The sequence below is a fragment of the Mesorhizobium sp. CA14 genome, from assembly GCF_020165195.1.
Lineage (GTDB): Bacteria > Pseudomonadota > Alphaproteobacteria > Rhizobiales > Rhizobiaceae > Mesorhizobium.
The window spans coordinates 88,064-111,070 of sequence record NZ_JAIUHR010000020.1; the positions used below are offsets into that span (position 1 = coordinate 88,064).

Here is a 23,007-nt window from a genome sequence, read left to right on the forward strand (position 1 = left end):
GACTATTTTGCTCCCTTGGCTTTCGAGAGCGGCAGCTTGACGCCGACGCGATTGGCGGCACCGATGATATGGGCGCGCATTGCCGCTTCCGCCGCCGCCGGGTCGCCCGCCACCAGCGCGTCATAGATGCGCACATGCTCGCCGACATTGATCTCGACCAGATCGTGCAGCGGGTTGGTCATGCGCGCGTAGTGGATCGAGTGGCGGATCTGCTCGCAGACAAAGGAAATGAAGGTGTGGATGTAGCTGTTGCCGGTCGCGCGCGCGATCTCGCGGTGGAAGAGCAGGTCGGCGTCGATGCTGCCTTCCTCCCAACGCTCCTCGCCCCCCATGCGGTCGAGCGCCGCCTTGATCGAGCCGAGATGTTCCTGACTGCGGCGCGCCGCCGCGAGCGCCGCCGATTCGGCCTCGAGGATGCAGCGCAGCTCGAACAGCCGCTCCATATTATGCGTATCCTTGAGCGCCTCGCGGTCGATGCGGATCGCGGCCCGCTGCTCGGGCGCCAGCACGAAGGCGCCGATGCCTTGGCGCGCCTCGATCATGCCGTCGGCACGAAGCTGGGCGATCGCCTCGCGCACGACATTGCGGCTGACGCCGAATTTTTCCGACAGCTCCTGCTCGGTCGGCAGGCGCGCGCCGGGGTTCAGTTCACCGGATTCGATCTCGCGGCTGAGGAAGGCGGCGACACGGTGCGGCAGCGTTTCGACAGTGCCGATGGCGGCCAGTCTTTGTTTCATGGAAGCCCTTCCGTGGATGGCAGCAGGCAGCCGGGGTTCATCAGGCCCTTGGGGTCGAGGGCGTTCTTCAGCGCCGCGACCATGCGCCGATGCGCCGGCGAAAGCCCGACCCAGAATTCCTTTCGGCGGCTGCGGCCGATGCCGTGCTCCGCGCTGATCGAGCCGCCGAGGCCAACGGTGATTTCGTAGAGCCCGGCAACAATCTCGGAGCCACGCGCGCGAGCCTCGTGCTCGGCAAGTTCGGGCGGCGGCAGCACGTTGAAATGGATGTTGCCGTCGCCGGCGTGGCCGTAGGCGAGGGGAATCCAGCCGCGATGATCATTCGCGACGAAGCGGCGGGCCTGCTCGATCAGGGCTGGAATATCGGAAATCCGCACCGACAGGTCGGTGCGCACGTGATAGCCGCGCTTGGCCTGGCCTTCGACCAGTCCTTCGCGGATCGCCCAAAAACTCCTGGCCTGCGCGGTGCTGGCGGCGAGAACCGCGTCCGTCACCAGGCCATTGTCCATGGCATCGGCGAGGAAGCCGGCCATCAAGCCGTTGAGATCGACAGCCGCGCTGGACGACAATTCGATCAGCACCTGGACGGGCGCCGAGACCGGCGCTCTCATCGCGGGGTCGATCAGCCGCGCAAGCTCGATGCATTCCGAGCCGATGATCTCGAAAGCGGAGATCAGGTCCGAACAGTCGCTGCGCGCCCGGTTGAACAGCCTGATGGCTGCCTCGAACGAAGCCAGGCCGAGATAGGCGGTGTCCGTTTTGGCCGGCTTCGGAAACAACTTGACCTCGACCCCGGTGATGATGCCCAGCGTGCCTTCCGAGCCGATGAAAAGCTGCTTCAGGTCATAGCCGCTGTTGTTCTTGCGCAGGCCGGAAAAGCCGCTCCACAGCTCACCGTCCGCCAGCACCACTTCGAGGCCAAGGATCAGATCGCGCGCCATGCCGTAGCGCAGCACGTTGACGCCCCCAGCGTTGGTGGCCGCATTGCCGCCGATCTGGCAACTACCTTGCGCGCCGAGCGCCAACGGGAACAAGCAATCCCGCGCCTCGCACGCGTCCTTGATCGCCTGCAGCACGCAGCCGGCATCGGCCTGCAGCGTGAAATTCTCCTCATCGATCTGCCGGATGGCGTTCATCCGCTCCAGGCTGACGACAACAAGGCCGCCTTTGCTGTCGATCGCGCCTGATACCAGACCGGTGTTGCCACCCTGTGGAACGACGCCCAGCCCGAACTCATTGCACAACCGCATCAGTGCCTGGACCTCGGCCACCGAAGCTGGCCGCAGCACGGCAAGAGCCCCGCCGCGATAGTCGCCGGCCCAGTCGCCGAGGTACTTCGCCATTCCGGCCGGATTGGTGGCGATCCCGTTTTGTCCGACAGCACTTTCCATAGCGCCGAGGATTTCCGGTGAAAGGCGTTGAACAGTCATGAACGTCGACGTCTGGATATCGGGTCATATATATCATCCTACAACTTACTTCGAGTCAATCGCCTTCCTGTTCGGCGAACACGTCACCGGCTCGTCAACAGGGGGTGGTGACCATGTCGGTGGGGAAGCCGCCTCTGTCGGGCCAGGCCCTGCCTATGCGTTGTGCTGGCCGATTGCCGGTCGTGAAAACCACCGCGATGGTGGTGGCAAGGGAAGCCGCGGCTCGCCCCCGATCAGATAGTCCGGCGAGGAGAAAAGATGATTGAACTGCCTTTTGCCCGCGAAGAGTATCAGCAGCGGCTTGCAAAAATCCGCGCCGAGATGGCCAGGCGCGGCATCGAACTCCTGATCGTCAACGACGTCGCCAACCAGCATTACATCACCGGCTATGACGGCTGGTCGTTCTACACGCCACAGGTGGTGCTTGTGCCGATCGAGGATGTCGAGCCGGTCTGGATCGGCCGCGCCATGGATGCGGCCGGCGGGTTGCTGACGGCCTGGATGAAGCCGGAAAATGTGGTCGGCTTCCCGGAAGACCACGTGCAGCGCGCCGACCGTCATCCCATGGACTGGATCGCGGCCTGGATCGTCGCCAAGGGCTGGGGAAGCCGCCACATTGGCGTCGAGCTCGAAGCCTATTATTTCTCGCCGAAGGCGCATGCGCGGCTCGTCGCCGGATTGCCCAATGGGACATGGCACGATGCCGATCTGCTCGTGAACTGGATCCGCGCGGTGAAATCAGCGCCGGAAATCGCCTATCTGCGCAACGCGTCGAGGCTGGCGCAAGCGGCTGTCGCGCGGGCCTACGAAGTCATCGCGCCAGGCGTGCGCGAATGCGACGCGATCGCTTCGATCCAGGCGGCGCAGATCGCCAGCAGCCCGGATTTCGCCGGCGACATCACGGCGCTGCCGCCGACGATCCTCGGCGGCGAAAATGCTTCCGCGCCGCATATCATGTGGAGCGATCGGCGGTTCGGAAAGGACGAAACGATCGCGCTCGAGCTTGCCGGCGTCTGCCGCCGCTACGCCGCGGGGCTTGCCAGGACCATGCAACTCGGCAAGACGCCGGCTCGCGTCGCGGACACGGCAAAGGCGGTGATCGAAGGCATGGATGCGGTGCTCGATGCGGTGCGGCCGGGCACGACCGCCGAAGCGGTCGAAGCCGCGTGGCGCAAGGTCATAGAGCGTCACGGGCTGAAGAAGGAATCGCGCATCGGCTATTCCATCGGCGTCGCTTATCCGCCGGATTGGGGCGAGCATACGATCAGCCTGAGACCGGGTGACAAGACGGTGCTGCAACCCGGCAATGTCGTTCATTCCATCCTGGGCATGTGGATGGACGGCTGGGGCATCGAGGTCAGCGAGACCATCCTGGTGACCGAAACCGGGAACGAGACGCTGACGAAGTTCCCGCGGGATATCCATGTCAAAGCCTGACGGGCCGGAGGTCGGATCGGTCTATCGCTTCACAATTCCAGGTTCCGCGCGTCGACGGGGCCGCGTTGAAGAACGGCATCCTGCCTTGGTTTCGGCGGCAACGATGTATCCGGCAGGGCAAGAGAATCCCGGCGCTTAGCGAATTCGCGGGCGCCGGTGCTGGATCAGCCGGTCAAAGATACTGCGCGACCTTCTTGCCGACAGTCAGGAAGCGCAGCGGGTCGACCGCTTCGCCGCCGTGGCGCACCTCGTAGTGCAGGTGCGGACCTGTCGAGCGGCCGCTGCTGCCGGTCTTGCCGATGACGTCCCCGGCGGCGAGCTTCTGGCCGACGCTCACATCGATCTCGCTCAAATGGCCATAGCGTGTGGCAAAGCCGTTGCCGTGGTCGACCTCGACCATGCGGCCATAGCCGCCCGCCCAGCCGGCCCTGGTGACGGTGCCAGCGGCGGTAACCTTGGCCGGCATGCCGATCGGCGCCCTGAAATCCATTCCCGTATGCAAGGCGGCGCTGCCCAGGATCGGGTCGGTGCGCACGCCGAACGGGCTGGTCACCGCATGGCCCGGGGCCGGGTTGGCGAGCGGCAGCTTGCTCGCCTCTTTCTTGACCTCGTCGAGCGCATCGAGCGCCTCGTCCAACTCCTTGACCTTGCTGTCGAAAACCATCGACGGATCAAGCGGAACCAGCGGGCCGCCGACATCGCTCTTGTTGAGTTCGCTGTCGACCGGCAGGCCCGCCGCTTCCAGTGCCTGGGCGATGGCATCGGCATTCTTATAGGCGTTGTCGGCAAGCGTGGTGATGCGCGAAAGCTGCTGGTTCTCGATGGCCTTCAACGACGCATTGATCGAGACGAACAACTTGTCGGCGCGGTCGGCGGCCGTTTCGCCATCGAGCGGATCGGACCTTGTCGACCAGAGTGAGAAGGGCCTTGTGTCGCCGGCGCTCAAGGATGCGACCGAATAGGTCGGCGCCTGCGAGAGGCTGCCGGTGACCTCAGCGTGCTCGTCGGGCTTGGGTGCCGCTGCGCCCGTTGCAGGTGTGTCGCCGACCTCGTTCTCGGCGCGCTCAAGAATCGGGCCGAGCCGTCCGTGGCGCTCGCTGAGCTGGGTCTGCCTGGCCAGCAGCTCGCTGACCTTGGTTTCCATCAACTGCTGGTCCAGAAGCTGGCGGCTGGTGATGCGGTCGACCTGGGAACGAAGCGCCGAGATGCGGTCCTCATAAGCCTGCTGCATGCGCGCCTGTCTTGCCGTCGTGGCGCCGATCAGGTCATCGCGCAGCACGAGATAGGACGTCGCGAGCAGATAGCCGATGGCGATGGCCGCCAGGGCCGAGCCGATGAAGGCAACGAGCCAGGGGCGGATGGTGAAATGCCTGATCTCGTTGCCCCGGGCAATGATGACCGTATGCGGTTCCTTGCGCTTGCCGAAGACCGCTGACTGACCGGTTTGTTTCACGGGACCGAGCTTTCGTTACGGGGACCAACGACAGCTCGATTACACATTATTAGGGTTAACAAAGTTTTGCCGGCCGCAGTATCGGCGCAACCAGTCGCGCTCTGCGGGTGGCCGGTTGCAACGGAGATGGGGCTGGCGAGCGGCGGGCGATCGCGAAAGCCACGCGCTCCCGTTTCAGAGCGCGCGCACGGCCTCGAGCACCGCTTCGGCATGGCCCTTGACGCGAACCTGACGCCAGATGCGGGCGATGCGACCGTCCTTGCCGATCAGGAAGGTGGCGCGCTCGACACCCATATATTTGCGCCCGTACATCATCTTCTCGACCCACAAATGATAGGCCTCGATCACCTTGCGCTCCTCATCGGCGACGAGATCGACGGTGAGATCGTACTTCGCCTTGAATTTGTCGTGTTTCTTGACGCTATCGGGCGATAGACCGATCACCACTGCACCGGCCTTTTCGAATTCCGGCTTCAACTGCGAGAAGCCGATCGCCTCGTTGGTGCAACTTGTGGTGTCGTCCTGCGGATAAAAATAGAGTACAACCGGCTTGCCCCGGAGCGCAGCAAGGCTGAGGGAGCCCCCGCCGTCACGCGGGAGATCGAATTGGGGTGCTGCGTCGCCCACGTCGAGATCAGCCATATCGATGCCCTTGCTAGCGGTTACGCGCGGGAAATCATCGATATAACGTGAAGCGGGGATTCGTCTACGACGGGTTCGTCACAACGGAATATTGCTTGGATCAGGAAGAACCGCAGCACGAGAAGATCAGGTTCAGGCGTGACGAGATCACCGACCTGGCGAGGTTTCCGTCCGCGTGTAGCGTGCCGCCGCTGGGCCGGGCAGCCGTGCGGCGGCGTTTCCGCATGCTCGGTCGCGTGTTTGCCGGGCTTTGCGCGCTCGTGCTCCTGGCGGCGGCAGGCGTCTATGTTCTCGGGGCCTCGGGCGTAGGCACGGAGCGCCTCCGGGCCGAGGCGGAGACCGCCATAGAGAAGCTGGCGGGCGTCGACGTCGACGTCGCCGTCGGCGCAGCGCGACTGACGCTCGACGGGTCGAGCTTCGTCGCCCTGCAGGTGAACGATGTCAGCCTGAAGACGGCCGACGGCAAGCCGATGGCCGATATCGGGCGCGTGCGTTTCGGCATGCGTCTGCTGCCGCTGCTTTCCGGCGAAGTCCGGCTGACCGCCGCCAGATTTTCCGACGCCCATATCGTGGTGGCCGCCATGCCCTCCGGCGGAGGCGACTGGACGGCGGCGTTGCGCAACGAGAACGGCCTTATCGACCCGGAGAAAGTGTCGGCGGCGGTATTTTCAGGCGTCAATGACGCGCTGGATGCCGTGCGCGAGGACTCGATGCGCCAGATCGATCTGCGCAATGTCGAGTTCGAGCTGCCGGACACCGGGCCAGTCAAGCGCGTGACCGTCGCCTCGGCGACCGTCGCGCAAACCGGTACGGGAAGCATGCAGTTCTCGTATGATGCCGATGTCGACGGCCGGCACGCGACGTTGATCGCCTCGGCGACGCGCGACGCGACGGCAAAGCGTATTTCGTCGCTGGACGCCAAACTCGAGATAGCCGGCCCCTCCGGCGGGAACAGGTCGACAGGAATCAGCCCGGCGGCCGACGGCGCTAAACTGGGTTCGATCGCGTTGAAGCTGTCGGGATCGGAAGCGTCGGGCGACAACCCTTCGCGCCTGGCGGCATCACTCTCGCTCAACGGTTCGGTGCTCGACCTGGACGAACGCGGGCTGTTGCCGACCGATGTCGATGCCGATGCCACGCTGGTGGCCGGTTCGAACAAGATCTCGGTCGACCGGCTGCTGATCAGAAGCGGCCGCTCCAGCTTCGACTTTGCCGGATCGATCGGGCCGAAGCCGGCAGCAGCCGGGGAGGAGCCTGCCTACCGCTATGATCTCACCAGCGATGGCTCGACGCTGGCGCCCTCGGAATCGCCGGAACCGGCGCTTCAGTTCCTGGCCCGTATCGCCGGCGTCTACCAGCCGAAGAGCCGCAAGCTCGTCGCCGAGCAGATCGGCGTGCGCTCCGGCGGATCGGGCGAGGTGCTGGGGGCCGCCACGGTCGCTTTCATCGACAACGGTCCTCCAGGAGTATCGCTGTCGCTCAACGTTCACGACATGCCGGTCTCGCATGTCAAGCAATTGTGGCCGTGGTTCTCGGCCCGCAACGCGCGGCTTTGGGTGCTGAGCAATCTGTTCGGCGGCACGGTGACCGACGCCAAACTGCAGTTCCAGGTCGCGCCGGGCCGCCTGGGCAACGGCGTGCCGCTTACCGGCGACGAAGTGTTCGGCCGTTTCCAGATCGAAGGATCGCGCTTCGATACCGCCGGGCGCATCCCGCCGGTCCGTGACGCCGTCGGCATCGTTGCCTTCCACGGCAACGATGTCGACATCGCGCTCTCCTCCGGCAGCGTCTATATGCCGAGCGGCCGCACCGTGGCGGCAAGCGGCGGCACGTTGACGATCAAGAACGCGAACCTGCCGATTGTGGTTGGCGGCCTCGACATCGACGTTGCGGGTGAGGCCCCGGCTATCGCCGAGCTTGCCTCCTACGAGCCGATCAACGCCATGCGCCATGTCGGATTGGCACCCGAGGATCTGTCCGGCACCGTCACCGGCCATGTCAGGGCGGACATTCCGCTGACGAAGGGCATGGATACCTCGACCCTCGATTGGCTGGTTTCGCTCGACTATCAGGGCCTGTCGTTGGCCAAGCCTTTCGAGGACCAGACGGTCACCGACGCCAATGGCTCGATCACCGTCGGGCCGAAGCAGGCGGTGATTTCCGCCGAGGCCAAGCTCAACGGGATTTCGGCCGAGCTCGATCTGGTCGAGCCGCTAGCCGACGACGGGCCGGCGCGAAGCCGCAAGGTTACTTTGGTCCTCGACGACAAGACGCGCAATGCCAGCATGCCTGGACTGTCGGATCTGCTTTCGGGAACCATCAAGGTGGCGATCGACAAGAGCGGCGAGGGCGCCCAGCAGGTTTCGGCGGACCTGACCAACGCCAGGCTCGACATTCCCTGGGCCGGCTGGAGCAAGGGCGCTGGCATTCCCGCCAAGGTCGCTTTCAACATGGCAAAGTCCGGCAGCACCACCACGCTGTCGGATTTCGATCTCGGCGGAAAAAGCTTTTCGATCGACGGCAATGTGACGCTGGTCAACGGCGCGTTATCCACGGCCCGCTTCAGCAAGGTTTCGTTGAACCGGGGCGACGACGTCGCCGTTTCGGTGAAGCGCTCCGGCAAGGGTTATGCCGTCGACGTCAGCGGTGCGTCGCTCGACGCCCGCTCGCTGATCAAGCAGTTCACCTCGGATGTCGACACCGCGACCAAGGGCGCGGGCAGCGATGCCGTCTCGGTGAGCGCCGACGTGGCATCGCTGACCGGCTTCCACGACGAGGTGCTCTCCAATCTCAGGCTCGAATACAGCGCCGCCGGATCGCGCGTGAACGGGCTCAACGTCACCGCCGCGGCAAGCTCCGGCGCGGCGATCGCGATCAACAACACCACAAGCGAAGGCGGTCGCGTGCTCAGGGTGAAATCTGCCGATGCCGGCGCCATCCTGCGGTTCCTCAACGTCTATGAGCATATGGAAGGCGGCGCGATCACGCTGTCGCTCTCGGGCGCCGCCGACGGGCCGATGAAGGGACAGGTGGATGCCCGCAACTTCTATGTGGTCAACGAGCCCAAGCTGGCCTCGATCGTGTCGACAACGCCGGCCGGCGATACACGCAGCCTAAACCAGGCCGTCAAAAGCAACATCGACACGTCCAGAGTGCAGTTCGAGCGCGGCTACGCCGAGATCGACAAGGGTTCCGGCTATCTCAAACTGGCGAACGGCCTGCTGCGCGGCCCGCGCATCGGCACGACCTTCCAGGGCACGCTCTACGATGCGAACAACAACATGGACATGACCGGGACCTTCATGCCGGTCTATGGTCTCAACCGCATCTTCGGCGAACTGCCGTTGTTCGGACCGCTGCTCGGCAACGGGCGCGACCGCGGACTGATTGGCGTCACCTACCGGCTACGCGGCAACGCCAACAAGCCGACGCTCAACATCAATCCGCTATCGGTGGTGGCGCCGGGCATATTCCGCTCGATCTTCGAGTACAGGCAGCAACCGTCCCAAAGTGGGCAGTAAGGTGCAGCCGATCAGATCGGCCGAACCAGCACGTGTTTCTTCTTGCCGAGCGAAAGTTTCGCGACGCCTTCGGGACCGAGGTCCCGAAGCGTGACGACACGCCGGTCGTCGGTCAGCGGCTGGTCGTTGACGCGTACGGCGCCGCCCTGGATATGGCGACGCGCTTCGCCATTCGAGCCGGCCAGCCCGGCGCTTACGAACAGCGCCAGAATGCCGATCCCGGCTTCGAGGTCCGATTTGGCTACTTCGATGCTGGGCAGAGTGTCGGCGAGCGCGCCTTCCTCGAAAGTCTTGCGCGCCGTCTCGCTTGCGGTCTCGGCCGCGTCGCGGCCATGCAGCATGGCGGTGATCTCGGTAGCAAGGATCTTCTTTGCCTCGTTGATCTCCGAGCCGCCGAGCTTTTCAAGGCGCGCCACCTCGTCGAGCGGCAGCGTCGTGTAGAGCTTCAGGAAGCGGCCGACATCGGCGTCTTCGGTGTTGCGCCAGTACTGCCAGAATTCGTAAGGCGAGAGCATGTCGCCATCGAGCCAGACCGCGCCCGAGGCGGACTTACCCATCTTGGCGCCGGACGAGGTGGTGAGCAGCGGCGTGGTCATGGCGAAGAGCTGCACGCCCTCCATGCGATGGCCGAGGTCGATGCCGTTGACGATGTTGCCCCACTGGTCCGAGCCGCCCATCTGCAGCCGGCAGCCGACGCGCTTGTACAGCTCGACGAAGTCGTAGGCCTGCAGGATCATGTAGTTGAATTCGAGGAAGGACAGCGACTGCTCGCGGTCGAGTCTCAGCTTCACGCTATCGAAGGCCAGCATGCGGTTGACGGAGAAATGCCGGCCGACATCGCGCAGGAAGTTGACGTAGTTGATCTGCATCAGCCAGTCGGCGTTGTTGACCATGACCGCGTCGCCCGGACCGCTGCCGAACTTCAGGTAAGGCACAAAATTGCGGCGGATGCCGACCAGATTGTCGTCGATGTCCTTAGGAGTGAGCAGCTTGCGCGCCTCGTCCTTGAAGGACGGGTCGCCGATCATCGAGGTCCCGCCGCCCATCAGCGCGATCGGCCGATGACCGGTCTGCTGCAGCCAATGCAGCATCATGATCTGGATCAGCGATCCCGCATGTAGGCTCTTGGCGGTGGCGTCGAAGCCGATATAAGCACTGATCGTTTCCTTGGCGAAAAGCTGGTCGAGGGCCGATTCATCCGAAATCTGGTGGATGAAGCCGCGCTCGCTCATGATGCGCAGGAAATCGGATTTGAAGGCGGACATTTGTTCTTCCTGGAGGTCGCCGGGCACTTGGCCATGCTGATATGAAGGCGCGCGTTTAGCATCCAAGCGCGATCAGCAAAAGTGGTTTCCGGTTTTGCGTCCGATCGCCCGCCAAACGAAAGACCGCGATCAGCAAAAGTGGTTTCCGGTTTTGCGTCCGATTCGGAGACGCCCACATATCCTTGCTTCGTCCCTTTTGCTGGCGTAATGAGGCGCCCGCGCAAGGCAATGCGTTCCATGCGCCGCGACGGGGCCATCCCGCAGTTTCAGATCGGACGAGCTCCCGCGATGAACAGGAACTACCTCTTCCTCTTTCTGTTCAGCATCGTCATGACTGTCAGCGGGCTGGCCAGCCTTCCGCCGGTCGACCGCGACGAATCCCGCTTCGTCCAGGCGACCAAGCAGATGGTCGAGACGGGCGACTATGTCGATATCCGCCTGCAGGATGTCACGCGCTACAAGAAGCCGATCGGCATCTACTGGCTGCAGTCGGCGGCGGTCGCATTGAGCGGCGAGGGGGCTGCGGCGCCCATCTGGATCTATCGCCTGGTCTCGATGCTGGGCATCGCGCTCGCGGTCGTCGGTATCGGCTGGACCGGGACAAAACTCTTCGGCGCCAATGCCGGGCTGGCCGCCGGCCTGATGATGGCGGCGATCTTCGCCACCGCCTTCGAGGGCCGCGACGCCAAGACCGATGCCATGCTGCTTGCCTGCTGCGTGATAGCGCAAGGCGCGCTGGCGCAGGTCTATTGGGCTTCGAAGCGCAACGAACCGGTTCCCGGGCATCTGCCGCGGATTTTCTGGATCGCGCAAGGCTTCGGCATCCTCATCAAGGGCCCGGTTTCGCCGCTACTGTCGCTGCTGACGGCCGCTGCGCTCTTTGCCTTCGACCGCGATTGGCGCTGGCTCCTGAAGATGAAGCTGGTGCGCGGCATCCTGATCGTGCTCGTGATCGTGCTGCCGTGGCTCATTCTCATCACCTGGAAGAGCGGCGGCGCCTTCTTCCAGGAGGCGGTCGGCAAGGACATGCTGAACAAGGTGGCGCAGGGCGAGGAATCGCACGGCCTGCCGCCCGGCTTCTACATGCTGACCTATTCGCTGTTCATGTGGCCCTTCGGGCTGATCGCGGTCGGCGCCGGGCTCCAGGCGATCAACCGTTTTTGGGACGATCCGCGCCTGCGCTTCTGCCTGGCCTGGTACGTCCCGTTCTGGTTGGTGTTCGAGGCGATCCCGACCAAGCTGCCGCATTATGTGATGCCTGCCTATCCGGGCATGGCGCTTTTGGTCGGCTGGCTGCTCACCTTGCCGGCTGACAAGGCCAACGCGCCGCTGAAGCGCTGGCAGACATGGCTGTGGTGGGCGACGGCTTTCGGCCTTGCCGTGGTGGCGATCGGCCTTGCCGTGGTCTGCGTCGGCGCGCCGCTTTATCTGACAAAGACCTTCTCCTGGTGGAGCATACCGGCCGCGATCGCCGCTCTGGTCACCGGCTATCTTGCTTTCCCCAGGCAGTTGCAGGTGCCGCTTCCGCGCATCGCCGCAATCGCCTTCGGCGCCGGCATCACCTTCAGCCTGCTGTTCGGCGTCATCGCGCCGTTGCTGAAACCGATCTGGCTCAGCCCCGCCGTCAAGGCCGCCGTCGACGCCAACCGGCTCTGCGACACCACGGTGCTCGCCTCGGCGAAATTCCAGGAGCCGAGCCTGGTCTTCCTGGTCGGCACCAAGACCGTGCTTACCGATGTCGAGGGGGTGGCGCGGCATCTGCTCGCCGATCCGCCCTGCGCGCTTGGGCTGGCGCCGATCAAGGACGAGCAGAAGCTTTCGGATGTGCTGACCGCCCAGGGCAAATCGGCGAAGCGGCTGACCGAGATCGACGGCATCAACTATTCGTCAGGAGACAAGCTTTCGCTCGGCCTTTACCGGGTGACTCCGTGATGAATAGCGTCGGGCATCGAATGTCCCTATAGACTTTGCGCCGAAGCCATGTCCGCCGCGCCACTTGCCCTTTACCGCCGCTCGCTCGGCAATTTCCGCGACACGATGTCGATCGTGAAGCGACGCTTTGTCGTGCGGCCGGCGCGCTATCCGCGAATTCTGTGGAGCGTCTGGCTTGTGGCCTGGATGCTGCTCACCGTGACGATCTTCCTGCGTCTCGACACCGGCGCGGGCGAGATGCGCGGCGAATGGTCACCCGGCTTCGTGCGCTTCACCGATTTCTTCACGCAGTTCGGCTTGGGCGGTTGGTATCTCATTCCGGCGGCGCTCTGCCTCGTCGCTGCCAATCTGACGGATTGGCGCGGCCTGTCCATGCGTGGGCGGCTGGTCGTCTACAACTGGACGTGTTTCGCGTTCCTGGTGCTCTGCGCCGTCGGCCTGTCCGGTCTGGCGGTCAACCTGTTGAAATACGGCATCGGCCGGGCCCGGCCGCTCTATTTCGACAGTTTCGGCGTCTTGTCGCTGCATCCTTTCTCCATGGACGCGCGCTTTGCCGGCTTTCCGTCCGGCCATGCCACGACGATGGGCGCGGTGTTCGGCATCCTGCTGCTGCTGTTCCCGCGGCGCTGGTATGTCGCGCTGGCGGTCACCGCCTGCATCGCCTCGACACGCGTCTTCGTCGGCGCGCACTATCCGAGCGACACGGTCGCGGGCTTCGGCCTCGGGTTGGCCTTTGCGGTGGTCTCGGGGCTGGTGTTTGCCCGGCTTGGCTTCATCTTCGGCCAGTCAGGCTCGAAGCTGCCCGTGCGCAAGCGGACATTCCGGCTGGGACCGTCCCGCGCGCCGAGAGGCAGAATTGCGGCGGCCGATCCGGTGGAGACCGGCGTCGACCGAACCCAGACCCCCTAAGACGCTTGGACTGGCGGCCTTAGCGGAGGCGCTTCGGCCTCGGATCTGCGAGCTCGCCGGCGAGGCGACGGTCGAGATAGTCGGCGCACTCCTGGATCAGCAGCTCGGAATCGTTGGCGAAGAAATGGTTCGCGCCGGGCAGCGTTTTCTGGGTGATAGTGATGCCCTTTTGCGTGTGCAGCTTGTCGACCAGGCCCTGTACGTCCTTCGGCGGGGCCACCTTGTCGGCATCGCCATGGATAATCAGGCCGGATGACGGGCAGGGCGCCAGGAAGGAGAAATCATAGGTGTTGGGCTGCGGCGCGACCGAGATGAAGCCCTCGATCTCAGGCCGGCGCATCAGAAGCTGCATGCCGATCCATGAGCCGAACGAATAGCCGGCGACCCAGCAGCTCTTGGAATCCGGATGCAGCGACTGCACCCAGTCGAGCGCCGCGGCCGCGTCCGACAATTCGCCGGTGCCGTGGTCGAACTCGCCCTGGCTGCGGCCGATGCCGCGGAAATTGAAGCGCAGCACGGTGAAATCGCGCTTCTGGAACATGTAGAAGAGGTCGTAGACGATCTTGTTGTTCATCGTGCCGCCGAATTGCGGGTGCGGGTGCAGCACGATGGCGATCGGGGCGCTCTTTTCCTTCGAGGGCTGATAACGTCCCTCCAGGCGACCAGCCGGACCGGCGAAAATGACCTCAGGCATAAAATACTCCACGTGGCATATGAATGCGCTAGCCCGGAACTCTTCGGCCCAACTCTCGTGCGGCCCCACACCTTCTGTGGCCTTGACGCCGGGCGAGCGTCTTCCTAGAAGCTAGTTTAGAATTGTTCAAAACTGGGAGGCCGAAACCCGATGGTCCGGCCGCCCGCGCCGCAAGCCGCGTAAATAGGACGGCTTGCCTTGCAATTTCAAGGAAATAACGCGCTATCCTCGCGGGATAGTTGGCGAAAGGACGAACTGAGCGAAAATGGCCGCAACCCGCGCCTATCTCGACTACAACGCCAGCGCGCCGCTCCTTGCGGAAGCGCGCGCGGCGATGGTCGCCGCGCTCGATGCCGCCAACCCCTCATCGGTCCACACCGAGGGCCGGGCCTCGCGCCGGCTGGTCGAAGACGCGCGCCGCGACGTGGCGCGGCTGGTCAACGCCAGGCCCGAACATGTCGTCTTCACCTCCGGCGCCACCGAAGCTGCTTCGACGCTGCTGGGGCCCGACTGGCAAATGGGACGCGGCGCCATCCGCATGAGCCATCTCTATGTCTCGGCGGCGGATCATCCCTGCATCCTGAATGGTGGGCGCTTCGCTGCGGCGCTGATGACGAGGATCGGCGTCGATCGCAACGGCATTGCCGATCTCGACGCGCTTGCCGCAGCGCTCGCCGCGCATGACAAGGCCGCCGGCCTGCCGCTGGTGGCGATCCACACCGCCAACAACGAGACCGGCGTCGTCCAGCCGATTGGGCGCATTGCCGAAATCGTCAAGGAAGCGGGCGGGGTGCTGGTCGTCGACGCCGTGCAGGCCGTTGGGCGGATTCCGATCGATATGTCAGGTCCTTATGCCGATTATCTGATCCTGTCCTCGCACAAGATCGGCGGTCCGAAAGGCATCGGCGCGATCGTCGCCGCGTCCGACCTGATGATGCCGCGCCCACTGATCAATGGCGGCGGCCAGGAAAAAGGGCACCGCGCCGGCACGGAAAACGTCGCCGGGATCGCAGGTTTCGGCGCCGCCGCGCGTGCCGCGCTGGCCGGTCTCGCCGAGATGGAGGCCATCGCGCGCCGGCGCGACGAGGTCGAAGCCATAGTGACCGAATTGGCGCCCGACGCGGAAATCTTTGGAGCAGCATCGCCAAGGCTTGCCAACACGACATTCTTCGCTATTCCCGGCATCAAGGCCGAGACGGCGCAGATCGCTTTCGATCTTGCCGGCGTCGCGCTGTCGGCGGGCTCGGCCTGCTCGTCGGGAAAGGTCGGACCGAGCCATGTGCTCAAGGCGATGGGCCATGGCGACAGCCTGGGCGCCTTGCGCGTCTCGATCGGGCGTGCGACCGCCGCCGAGGATATCGCGGCGTTCCGGGCGGCGCTGGCCGGCATCGTCGCGCGCCGGGCGGGCAAGGAAGAAGCCGCCTGACGCGGCAAAGCATCGGAACGAGAAACGCCTTGCGGTTTCCGGATTTCCGCTGCTCGAAAACGAATTCAGGCTTTAGGGCCTGGTAGAGCCGTGCGTTTTGTCCTGGCCGGGTGAATTTCCGGCGGACACGCACTATATGGAGCCTACTCCGCCGCGAGTCCCTCCCTGGGGCGCGATTTCGGCGGTGCCATAGTTTGAAAACTGCCGGGCCTTGACCCCGGCGTGGATGGAGAACGCTTATGCCTGCTGTGCAGGAGACGATCGATCGGGTTCGAAAGATCGACGTCGACCAGTATAAATACGGATTCCAGACAGAGATCGAGATGGACAAGGCCCCCAAGGGCCTGAGCGAAGATATCATCCGTCTGATCTCCGAGAAGAAGGGCGAGCCGGACTGGATGCTGGAATGGCGTCTGGGAGCCTATCGCCGCTGGCTGACGCTGGAAGAGCCGACCTGGGCGCGCGTCCACTATCCGAAGATCAACTTCCAGGACATCCACTACTATGCCGCGCCGAAGAGCACGCCGGGGCCGAAATCGCTGAGCGAAGTCGACCCTGAACTGCTCAAGGTCTACGAGAAGCTCGGCATCCCGCTCAAGGAGCAGGAGATCCTCGCCGGCGTGCAGAAGCCCGCCGTCACGGACGAGGACGAGATCGGCGACAACGTCTACAAGTCCGGCCGAGTCGCGGTCGACGCCGTGTTCGATTCCGTTTCGGTGGTCACCACCTTCAAGAAGGAACTGGCGCAGGCGGGCGTCATCTTTTGCTCGATCTCGGAAGCGATCCGCGAGCATCCGGAGCTGGTGAAGAAATATCTCGGCTCGGTCGTGCCGACCTCGGACAATTTCTACGCGACGCTTAATTCCGCGGTGTTCACCGACGGCTCGTTCGTCTTCGTGCCCAAGGGCGTTCGCTGCCCGATGGAACTATCGACCTATTTCCGCATCAACGAGAAGAACACTGGCCAGTTCGAGCGCACGCTGATCATCGCCGAGGAGGGGGCCTATGTCTCCTATCTCGAAGGCTGCACGGCGCCGCAGCGCGACGAGAACCAGCTGCATGCCGCGGTGGTCGAGCTGATCGCGCTCGACGATGCCGAGATCAAGTACTCGACGGTGCAGAACTGGTATCCCGGCGATGCCGAGGGCAAGGGCGGCATCTACAATTTCGTCACCAAGCGCGGCGACTGCCGCGGCGACCGCTCGAAGATCTCGTGGACACAGGTCGAGACCGGTTCGGCGATCACCTGGAAATATCCGAGCTGCATCCTGCGCGGCGACGATTCCAGCGGCGAATTCTATTCGATCGCGGTGTCGAACGGTTATCAGCAGGTCGACAGCGGCACCAAGATGATCCATCTCGGCAAGAACACGTCGAGCCGCATCATCTCCAAGGGTATCGCCGCCGGCTTCTCGCAGAACACCTATCGCGGCCAGGTTTCGGCGCATCGCAAGGCGGCCAACGCGCGCAACTTCACCAATTGCGATTCGCTGCTGATCGGCGACCAGTGCGGCGCGCACACCGTGCCTTACATGGAGGCCAAGAACGCGACGGCGAAGTTCGAGCACGAAGCGACGACCTCGAAGATCTCCGAGGACCAGAAGTTCTACGTCATGCAGCGCGGCATCCCCGAAGAGGAAGCAATCGCACTGATCGTCAACGGCTTCGTCAAGGACGTCATCCAGCAGCTGCCGATGGAGTTCGCCGTCGAGGCGCAGAAGCTGATCGGCATCTCGCTTGAGGGTTCGGTCGGCTGACCGCAAAAGACATTCAGGAAGAAATTATGCTTGAGATCAAGAATTTGCACGCCCGCATCGTCGATGACGGCACCGAGATCATCCGCGGGCTGAACCTGACGGTGAAAGCCGGCGAGGTCGCCGCCATCATGGGGCCGAACGGCTCGGGCAAGTCGACGCTGTCCTATATCCTCGCCGGCCGCGAGGACTATGAGGTGACGGAGGGCGACATCCTCTATAACGGCCAGTCGATCCTCGAAATGGATCCGGCCGAGCGCGCCACCGCCGGCATCTTCCTCGCCTTCCAGTACCCGATGGAGATACCGGGCGTCGCCACCATGGAATTCCTGAAAGTGGCGATGAACGAGCAGCGCAAGGCGCGCGGCGAGGAGCCGCTGAAGGTTCCGGAATTCCTGAAGCGGGTGAAGGAGGCTGCCGCCTCGCTCAGCATGGACATGAACATGCTGAAGCGGCCGCTCAATGTCGGCTTCTCGGGCGGCGAGAAGAAGCGCGCCGAGATCCTGCAGATGAAGCTCTTGGAGCCAAAACTCTGCGTGCTCGACGAAACCGATTCCGGCCTCGACATCGACGCGCTGAAGATCGTCTCGGACGGCGTCAACGCGCTGCGCTCGCCGGACCGCGCCATCGTCGTCATCACCCACTACCAGCGCCTGCTCGAGCATATCGTGCCTGATACGGTGCACGTGCTCTACAGGGGCCAGGTGATCAAGTCGGGCGACAAGTCGCTGGCGCTCGACCTCGAGGCCAACGGCTATGCCGGCGTGATCGGGCAAGCCGCGTGAGATGGGAGCAGTCGAGGCGAAAGTCATGAACATGCACGCACAGCCCCAGCGGACATTGGCCGAGACGGCGCTGATCGATGCCTTCGGCGAGCGGCTGTCGCTGCTGCCTGGCGACCGCGCGGTGATGGTCAAGCGCGACGATGCGATCGAGGCGATCAAGCACGGCCTGCCGACGCGCCGCGTCGAATCCTGGCACTACACGGATCTGCGCCGGCTGCTGACCAAGGTTCCGGCTTTCGAGGCCGGCGCCGTCACAAAGGCGCTTGCGCCGATCCTTGAAGGGTCGGCGGTCCTGCCGGTGCTGAACGGCCTCTCGCAGACGAAACTGCCGGAGATCGACGGCGTCGCCGTGCAGCGCCTGTCGGAGAAGCTGACCGACGGCAGCGTCGCGCCTGGACTCGATCCCTATGGCAGTGACGACGCGATCGGCGCGCTGAACACGGCTTTCGTCGCCGACGGCTATTTCGTCGACATCGCCGACGGCGCCGAGCTGGAAAAGCCGATCGAATTGCAGAACCTGCAGGCCGGCGGCCAGTCGCATGTGCGGCTCTTGGCGCGTGTCGGGGCCGGCGCGAAGGCAGTCATCGTCGAGCGCCAGGCAGGCGAAGGCGACGAGGCGCTCGCCTCTTCGGTCAGCCAGCTCGTGGTTGGCGACCGCGCGGAAGTGACCTGGCTGATCGTGCAGGAGCAGCCGGAGACGGCCACGCATCTCGCGCAGTTCAAGGCGCATATCGGCAAGGACGCGAAGCTGACGCTGTTCGTGATGAACGCCGGCGGCAAGCTGGTGCGCCAGGAGGTCGTGGTCAGGACGACGGGCGAGGGCGCCGATTTCAAGCTGCGCGGCATCAATCTTCTGGCCGGCGACACGCACACCGACACCACCATGGTACTCGACCATGCCGTGCCGCACACAACGTCGACCGAAGTGATCCGCAATGTGGTGACCGGCAAGGCGCGGGGCGTCTTCCAGGGCCGCATCAACGTGCATCAATACGCGCAGAAAACCAACGCCAAAATGGCCTGCAACACGCTGCTTCTGTCCGATGACGGCGAGTTCTCGACCAAGCCTGAGCTGGAGATCTTCGCCGACGACGTCGTCTGCGGCCATGGCGCCACCGTAACCGAGATCGACCACGACCATCTGTTTTACCTGATGGCGCGCGGCATCGACGAGAAGTCGGCGCGGGGTCTTCTGGTGAAGGCGTTCGTCGCGGAAGTGATCGAGGAACTGGACGACGAGGCGCTGGTCGAAGCGCTCGAAGCGCGGCTCGACGGCTGGTTTTCGACGCACGGATAAGCGCCTTTCCTTCTCCCCTTGTGGGAGAAGGTGGCCGAGCGAAGCTCGGACGGATGAGGGGTGTTGGAAGGATCGCGGCCTTGGCCGGCAAGGACTTCGAAATGGACCAGAAGATCGAAACCACCCCCTACGACGTCGAGGCGATCCGCCGCGACTTCCCGATCCTGTCGCGCCAGGTCTATGGCAAGCCGCTGGTCTATCTCGACAATGGCGCCTCGGCGCAGAAGCCGCAGGTGGTGCTCGACACCATCCAGCACGCTTATTCCCAGGAATACGCCAACGTGCATCGCGGCCTGCATTTCCTGTCGAATGCGGCGACGGACGCCTATGAGAACGCCCGGAAGTCGGTGCAGCGGTTTTTGAACGCGCCGAGCACCGACAATATCGTCTTCACCTCTAATACCACCTCGGCGATCAACACCGTCGCCTATGGCTGGGGCATGCCGCGGATCGGCGAGGGCGACGAGATCGTGCTGTCGATCATGGAGCACCATTCCAACATCGTGCCGTGGCATTTCATCCGCGAGCGGCAGGGCGCCAAGCTCGTCTGGGTGCCGGTCGACGATCTCGGTGCCTTCCACATCGAGGAATTCGAAAAGCGCCTGACCGACCGCACCAAGCTGGTCGCCATCACCCAGATGTCCAATGCGCTGGGCACGGTGACGCCGATCAAGGAGATCGTGCGCATCGCGCATTCGCGTGGAATTCCCGTGCTCGTCGACGGCAGCCAGAGCGCCGTGCACATGCCGATCGACGTGCAGGATCTCGACTGCGATTTCTTCGTCTTCACCGGCCACAAGGTCTACGGTCCGTCGGGCATCGGCGTGCTCTACGGCAAGAAGAACAGGCTGGAAGAGATGCGCCCCTTCATGGGCGGCGGCGAAATGATCGAGGAGGTGACGGAGGACATCGTCACCTACAACGAGCCGCCACACCGCTTCGAGGCCGGCACGCCGCCGATCGTGCAGGCAATCGGCCTGGGCGCCGCGCTCGACTATATGGAGAAGATCGGCCGCGAGCGCATCGCCGCGCACGAGGCGGACCTCAAGGCATACGCGCATGAGCGGCTGCGGGCGATCAACTCGCTGCGCATCTTCGGCGACGCGCCCGGCAAGGGCGCCATCATCTCGTTCGAATTGCAGGGTATCCATGCGCATGACGTGTCGATGGTGATCGATCGGCAAGGTGTTGCCGTCCGCGCGGGCACGCATTGCGCCCAGCCGCTGTTGAAACGCTTCGGCGTCACCTCCACATGCAGGGCATCGTTCGGCATGTATAATACAAGGGCCGAAGTCGACGCTTTGGCCGAGGCGCTGGAAAAGGCGCGAAAGTTCTTCGGGTGACGATGATGGACGACGTGAGCACCACCGCAGAAAAAGCGCCGGAAACGGTAGCGAACGGTATCGTCACGGCCTCGGCGATCCCCGCCGACGAGCTGGCGCGGCTGACCGACGACATCGTTTCGGCGCTGAAGACCGTCTACGACCCGGAAATCCCGGCTGACATCTACGAGCTCGGCCTGGTCTACAAGATCGATATCGAGGACGACCGTTCGGTCAAGATCGACATGACGCTGACCGCGCCGGGCTGCCCGGTGGCCGGCGAGATGCCGGGCTGGGTCGAGAACGCCGTCGGCGCCGTGGAAGGCGTTTCCGGCGTCGAGGTCAGCATGGTGTTCGATCCGCCATGGACGCCCGATCGCATGTCGGAAGAGGCGCAGGTCGCGGTCGGGTGGTATTGAGGCCTATACCCTTGCGCCAGTTGTAAAACTTCACCATTTTAGGTGAGAATCATTCGGCAGGCCTTGAACCTGCATGGAATGGAGTAGGAAAGACATGGGACGCTTCGCCGTCATCACGATGACCGAAAAGGCCGCCGACCGGGTGCGCGAGATCGTCGCCACGCGCGAAGGTGCGCATGGTATCCGGCTCGGCATCAAGAAGGGCGGTTGCGCCGGCATGGAGTATACGGTTGACCTGGTGACCGAGCCGAATCCCAAGGACGACCATATCGAGCGTGACGGCGCGCATGTCTATGTCGCGCCTGAAGCCGCGCTCTTTCTGTTCGGCACCGAGATGGATTTCGAGCAGACGACGTTGCGTACCGGCTTCACCTTCAAGAATCCGAACCAGAGCTCAGCCTGCGGCTGCGGCGAATCCGTCGAGCTGAAGCCTGCCGATCTTAAGGCGCTTGCCGAGGCACGCGCCTCAGCCTGATCAGGCGCCAACGCTCCCCCTCAGTCGGGCAGCGCAGCGATGACGACAAGCTCGACAACAAGATCCGGCTGCGCCAGGGCGGCCACCCCGATTACCTCTGATGGCGGCGGATTGTTGTAGCTACAGTGCTTCGGGCAATGTTCGGCGAAGAATTCGTCCAACACATCCAGACGGAAATTGGGTGAACTGAGAACGCCGCCGGACGGAAAAGGCCCTTTGACGTAGAACGTCACCTTGACCAGATGGTCGAGCGAGCTGCCAAGTTCCTCCAGATCCTCCTTGATGTTGGCCAGGATTTCGCGCCACTGCGCTGCCGCGTCGCCGACAGCGCCGCCCTGGTGTTTCGAGGGATCGTAGTCGTCGACGGTGGCGGTGTTGCCGGACAGGAAAACATATCCCTTCGCATCCGAGACGACCGTGCCCTTGCCCCAAGGCATCAAACGATCGCCTTTGAATTTCTTGTGCGTCGTGAGCTTCATTTCGGTCTCCTGTCGCCAGATGGTCGTCTTGATGCAATTCCGGGCGGAAAACCGCTGCGCAGTGTTGCCGGAATTGCCTAATCAACCCACATTCCAGTCCGCTTGTGCCAGTCGGCGATCGATTCCTCTGGATAGACGTCGAACACCTTGTCTTGTCTGCCGACGACCGGCTCGACCCAGTTCGCCTTGTATTTCAGCATCAGATGCACCTTTTCCGGTGGTGTCGGCAGGTCGGTGTCGATCGCCGAGGCAAACGGATGCACAAGCTCCGGCCAGGTCGGATCATAGAGCCAGAGTGCCGCGCCGCATTTCCGGCAGAAATTGCGCTCGCCGGTCGAGACCTCGCAATGCGGGTGCTCGTCATCCTCGATTTCGGCACGGTAGACGCCGAGGCTGCGCTTGCCCGTTACGTTCATCGTCTCGTACTCGGCGCCGAGATTGATGGCGAACCCGCCGCCGCCCTGCTGCTTACGGCAGATCGAGCAGTAGCAGAGCATGAAGGGCACTGGCGTGTGGCTCTCCACCTCGAAGCGGACGGCGCCGCAGCGGCAGGAGCCTTTGAGCAGGACAGGCATGGCGGGAACTCCGTTTCCAGGTTTCAACCTGTCAGCATGCTTTTGGTTGCGGCGATGACAAGGCCGGTGACGGATGAGATGATCGCGGCATGGATAATGCGCGCCTTGAAGAATTGTTCGAAAGCCTTGGGCCGATCGGCATCCGAAAAATGTTCGGTGGCAAGGGCATCTATTGCGACGGCGTCATTGTCGCGGTCGTCGTGCGTGGCGAGCTGATGCTCAAGGCGGATGAGGAAACCATTCCCGATTTCGAGGCCGCGGGCTGCCGCCAGTGGACCTATACCGGCTCGCGCCACGGCAAGGAGGTGGCGATGCCCTATTGGAGCGTGCCCGACGACGCCTTCGACGATCCCGATGAAATGGCAGTGTGGGCGCGGCGGGCTTATGAAGCGGGGAGGCGGGCGGGGAAGTGAAGTTAGAAATGCTGGCGGGACAGCACCCCCCTCTGTCCTGCC

At 63.7% G+C, this 23,007-nt stretch carries 20 protein-coding genes; 12 read left to right on the plus strand and 8 right to left on the minus strand.

What is annotated here, in order from left to right:
* Positions 1-2: 2 nt before the first annotated feature.
* Both LB565_RS20265 and LB565_RS20270 read right to left on the minus strand, forming a co-directional pair.
* On the minus strand, positions 3-737 hold the full coding sequence (locus tag LB565_RS20265) for a FadR/GntR family transcriptional regulator (RefSeq protein WP_224587035.1): 735 nt from the start codon (positions 735-737) through the stop codon (positions 3-5).
* The gene (locus tag LB565_RS20270; protein WP_224587037.1) at positions 734-2,167 is read right to left on the minus strand and encodes an FAD-binding oxidoreductase; all 1,434 of its coding nucleotides are present in this window, start codon (positions 2,165-2,167) and stop codon (positions 734-736) included. Before LB565_RS20270 ends, LB565_RS20265 begins: the two co-directional genes overlap by 4 nt.
* A gap of 258 nt (positions 2,168-2,425) precedes the next feature.
* On the opposite strand from LB565_RS20270, the gene LB565_RS20275 reads away from it, so the two are divergent.
* Positions 2,426-3,604 carry a M24 family metallopeptidase gene (locus LB565_RS20275; RefSeq protein ID WP_224587038.1) on the plus strand — a complete coding sequence of 393 codons (1,179 nt, stop codon included), beginning with the start codon at positions 2,426-2,428 and terminating at the stop codon, positions 3,602-3,604.
* A gap of 172 nt (positions 3,605-3,776) precedes the next feature.
* On the opposite strand, the gene LB565_RS20280 is transcribed toward LB565_RS20275, so the two are convergent.
* Both LB565_RS20280 and LB565_RS20285 read right to left on the minus strand, forming a co-directional pair.
* Complete coding sequence (locus LB565_RS20280) at positions 3,777-5,057, minus strand: peptidoglycan DD-metalloendopeptidase family protein (RefSeq protein WP_224587040.1); 1,281 nt, start codon at positions 5,055-5,057, stop codon at positions 3,777-3,779.
* Between the two features lie 174 nt (positions 5,058-5,231).
* Positions 5,232-5,699, minus strand: coding sequence for a peroxiredoxin (locus LB565_RS20285; protein ID WP_224587042.1), 468 nt, complete (start codon positions 5,697-5,699; stop codon positions 5,232-5,234).
* A 95-nt stretch (positions 5,700-5,794) separates the two neighbouring features.
* Here LB565_RS20285 and LB565_RS20290 point away from each other — a divergent pair, with 95 nt between their 5' ends.
* Complete coding sequence (locus tag LB565_RS20290; RefSeq protein WP_224587045.1) at positions 5,795-9,220, plus strand: DUF3971 domain-containing protein; 3,426 nt, start codon at positions 5,795-5,797, stop codon at positions 9,218-9,220.
* A gap of 11 nt (positions 9,221-9,231) precedes the next feature.
* Here LB565_RS20290 and tyrS read toward each other — a convergent pair whose 3' ends face one another.
* Entirely contained in the window at positions 9,232-10,485 is a 1,254-nt protein-coding gene (gene tyrS, locus LB565_RS20295) for a tyrosine--tRNA ligase (protein ID WP_224587046.1), read from the minus strand.
* A gap of 288 nt (positions 10,486-10,773) precedes the next feature.
* On the opposite strand from tyrS, the gene LB565_RS20300 reads away from it, so the two are divergent.
* On the plus strand, positions 10,774-12,417 hold the full coding sequence (locus LB565_RS20300; RefSeq protein WP_224587049.1) for an ArnT family glycosyltransferase: 1,644 nt from the start codon (positions 10,774-10,776) through the stop codon (positions 12,415-12,417).
* A 48-nt stretch (positions 12,418-12,465) separates the two neighbouring features.
* A complete protein-coding gene (locus LB565_RS20305) occupies positions 12,466-13,326 on the plus strand; it encodes a phosphatase PAP2 family protein (RefSeq protein ID WP_224587059.1) in 861 nt (286 codons plus the stop codon).
* 19 nt (positions 13,327-13,345) lie between these two features.
* Here the strand turns inward: LB565_RS20305 and LB565_RS20310 are convergent, their stop codons facing one another.
* The gene (locus LB565_RS20310; protein ID WP_027166430.1) at positions 13,346-14,020 is read right to left on the minus strand and encodes an alpha/beta hydrolase; all 675 of its coding nucleotides are present in this window, start codon (positions 14,018-14,020) and stop codon (positions 13,346-13,348) included.
* Between the two features lie 265 nt (positions 14,021-14,285).
* On the opposite strand from LB565_RS20310, the gene LB565_RS20315 reads away from it, so the two are divergent.
* The 7 genes from LB565_RS20315 (at position 14,286) to sufA (ending at position 21,498) form a co-directional block, all read left to right on the plus strand.
* Entirely contained in the window at positions 14,286-15,446 is a 1,161-nt protein-coding gene (locus LB565_RS20315; protein ID WP_224587061.1) for a cysteine desulfurase family protein, read from the plus strand.
* A gap of 239 nt (positions 15,447-15,685) precedes the next feature.
* Positions 15,686-17,203 carry a Fe-S cluster assembly protein SufB gene (gene sufB, locus LB565_RS20320; protein ID WP_224587063.1) on the plus strand — a complete coding sequence of 506 codons (1,518 nt, stop codon included), beginning with the start codon at positions 15,686-15,688 and terminating at the stop codon, positions 17,201-17,203.
* 26 nt (positions 17,204-17,229) lie between these two features.
* The gene (sufC, locus tag LB565_RS20325) at positions 17,230-17,985 is read left to right on the plus strand and encodes a Fe-S cluster assembly ATPase SufC (RefSeq protein ID WP_224587065.1); all 756 of its coding nucleotides are present in this window, start codon (positions 17,230-17,232) and stop codon (positions 17,983-17,985) included.
* Positions 17,986-18,010: 25 nt separating this feature from the next.
* On the plus strand, positions 18,011-19,282 hold the full coding sequence (gene sufD, locus LB565_RS20330) for a Fe-S cluster assembly protein SufD (protein WP_224587066.1): 1,272 nt from the start codon (positions 18,011-18,013) through the stop codon (positions 19,280-19,282).
* Between the two features lie 101 nt (positions 19,283-19,383).
* The gene (locus tag LB565_RS20335) at positions 19,384-20,625 is read left to right on the plus strand and encodes a cysteine desulfurase (protein ID WP_224587067.1); all 1,242 of its coding nucleotides are present in this window, start codon (positions 19,384-19,386) and stop codon (positions 20,623-20,625) included.
* Between the two features lie 5 nt (positions 20,626-20,630).
* The gene (locus tag LB565_RS20340; RefSeq protein WP_224587068.1) at positions 20,631-21,023 is read left to right on the plus strand and encodes an SUF system Fe-S cluster assembly protein; all 393 of its coding nucleotides are present in this window, start codon (positions 20,631-20,633) and stop codon (positions 21,021-21,023) included.
* Between the two features lie 94 nt (positions 21,024-21,117).
* On the plus strand, positions 21,118-21,498 hold the full coding sequence (gene sufA, locus LB565_RS20345) for a Fe-S cluster assembly scaffold SufA (protein WP_140627530.1): 381 nt from the start codon (positions 21,118-21,120) through the stop codon (positions 21,496-21,498).
* Positions 21,499-21,518: 20 nt separating this feature from the next.
* Here sufA and LB565_RS20350 read toward each other — a convergent pair whose 3' ends face one another.
* Positions 21,519-21,977 (minus strand): RidA family protein, encoded by a 459-nt coding sequence (locus LB565_RS20350; RefSeq protein ID WP_224587071.1) that lies wholly within the window; start codon positions 21,975-21,977, stop codon positions 21,519-21,521.
* Between the two features lie 77 nt (positions 21,978-22,054).
* Positions 22,055-22,552, minus strand: a complete 498-nt coding sequence (locus LB565_RS20355; RefSeq protein ID WP_224587073.1) for a GFA family protein — start codon at positions 22,550-22,552, stop codon at positions 22,055-22,057.
* Between the two features lie 89 nt (positions 22,553-22,641).
* Between LB565_RS20355 and LB565_RS20360 the strand changes: the two genes are divergently transcribed.
* Complete coding sequence (locus LB565_RS20360; protein WP_224587076.1) at positions 22,642-22,965, plus strand: TfoX/Sxy family protein; 324 nt, start codon at positions 22,642-22,644, stop codon at positions 22,963-22,965.
* The last annotated feature ends 42 nt before the right edge of the window (positions 22,966-23,007 follow it).

Bases quoted from the DNA above. Each gene is read 5' to 3' on its own strand.
- LB565_RS20335 (WP_224587067.1), top strand. From the start codon at position 19,384: ATGGACCAGAAGATCGAAACCACCCCCTACGACGTCGAGGCGATCCGC.
- LB565_RS20300 (WP_224587049.1), top strand. From the start codon at position 10,774: ATGAACAGGAACTACCTCTTCCTCTTTCTGTTCAGCATCGTCATGACT.
- LB565_RS20265 (WP_224587035.1), bottom strand. From the start codon at position 737: ATGAAACAAAGACTGGCCGCCATCGGCACTGTCGAAACGCTGCCGCAC.
- sufA (WP_140627530.1), top strand. From the start codon at position 21,118: ATGGGACGCTTCGCCGTCATCACGATGACCGAAAAGGCCGCCGACCGG.
- LB565_RS20360 (WP_224587076.1), top strand. From the start codon at position 22,642: ATGGATAATGCGCGCCTTGAAGAATTGTTCGAAAGCCTTGGGCCGATC.
- LB565_RS20310 (WP_027166430.1), bottom strand. From the start codon at position 14,020: ATGCCTGAGGTCATTTTCGCCGGTCCGGCTGGTCGCCTGGAGGGACGT.
- LB565_RS20270 (WP_224587037.1), bottom strand. From the start codon at position 2,167: ATGACTGTTCAACGCCTTTCACCGGAAATCCTCGGCGCTATGGAAAGT.
- LB565_RS20355 (WP_224587073.1), bottom strand. From the start codon at position 22,552: ATGCCTGTCCTGCTCAAAGGCTCCTGCCGCTGCGGCGCCGTCCGCTTC.
- LB565_RS20340 (WP_224587068.1), top strand. From the start codon at position 20,631: ATGGACGACGTGAGCACCACCGCAGAAAAAGCGCCGGAAACGGTAGCG.
- LB565_RS20305 (WP_224587059.1), top strand. From the start codon at position 12,466: ATGTCCGCCGCGCCACTTGCCCTTTACCGCCGCTCGCTCGGCAATTTC.
- sufC (WP_224587065.1), top strand. From the start codon at position 17,230: ATGCTTGAGATCAAGAATTTGCACGCCCGCATCGTCGATGACGGCACC.
- LB565_RS20350 (WP_224587071.1), bottom strand. From the start codon at position 21,977: ATGAAGCTCACGACGCACAAGAAATTCAAAGGCGATCGTTTGATGCCT.
- LB565_RS20275 (WP_224587038.1), top strand. From the start codon at position 2,426: ATGATTGAACTGCCTTTTGCCCGCGAAGAGTATCAGCAGCGGCTTGCA.
- LB565_RS20315 (WP_224587061.1), top strand. From the start codon at position 14,286: ATGGCCGCAACCCGCGCCTATCTCGACTACAACGCCAGCGCGCCGCTC.
- sufD (WP_224587066.1), top strand. From the start codon at position 18,011: ATGAACATGCACGCACAGCCCCAGCGGACATTGGCCGAGACGGCGCTG.
- tyrS (WP_224587046.1), bottom strand. From the start codon at position 10,485: ATGTCCGCCTTCAAATCCGATTTCCTGCGCATCATGAGCGAGCGCGGC.
- sufB (WP_224587063.1), top strand. From the start codon at position 15,686: ATGCCTGCTGTGCAGGAGACGATCGATCGGGTTCGAAAGATCGACGTC.
- LB565_RS20285 (WP_224587042.1), bottom strand. From the start codon at position 5,699: ATGGCTGATCTCGACGTGGGCGACGCAGCACCCCAATTCGATCTCCCG.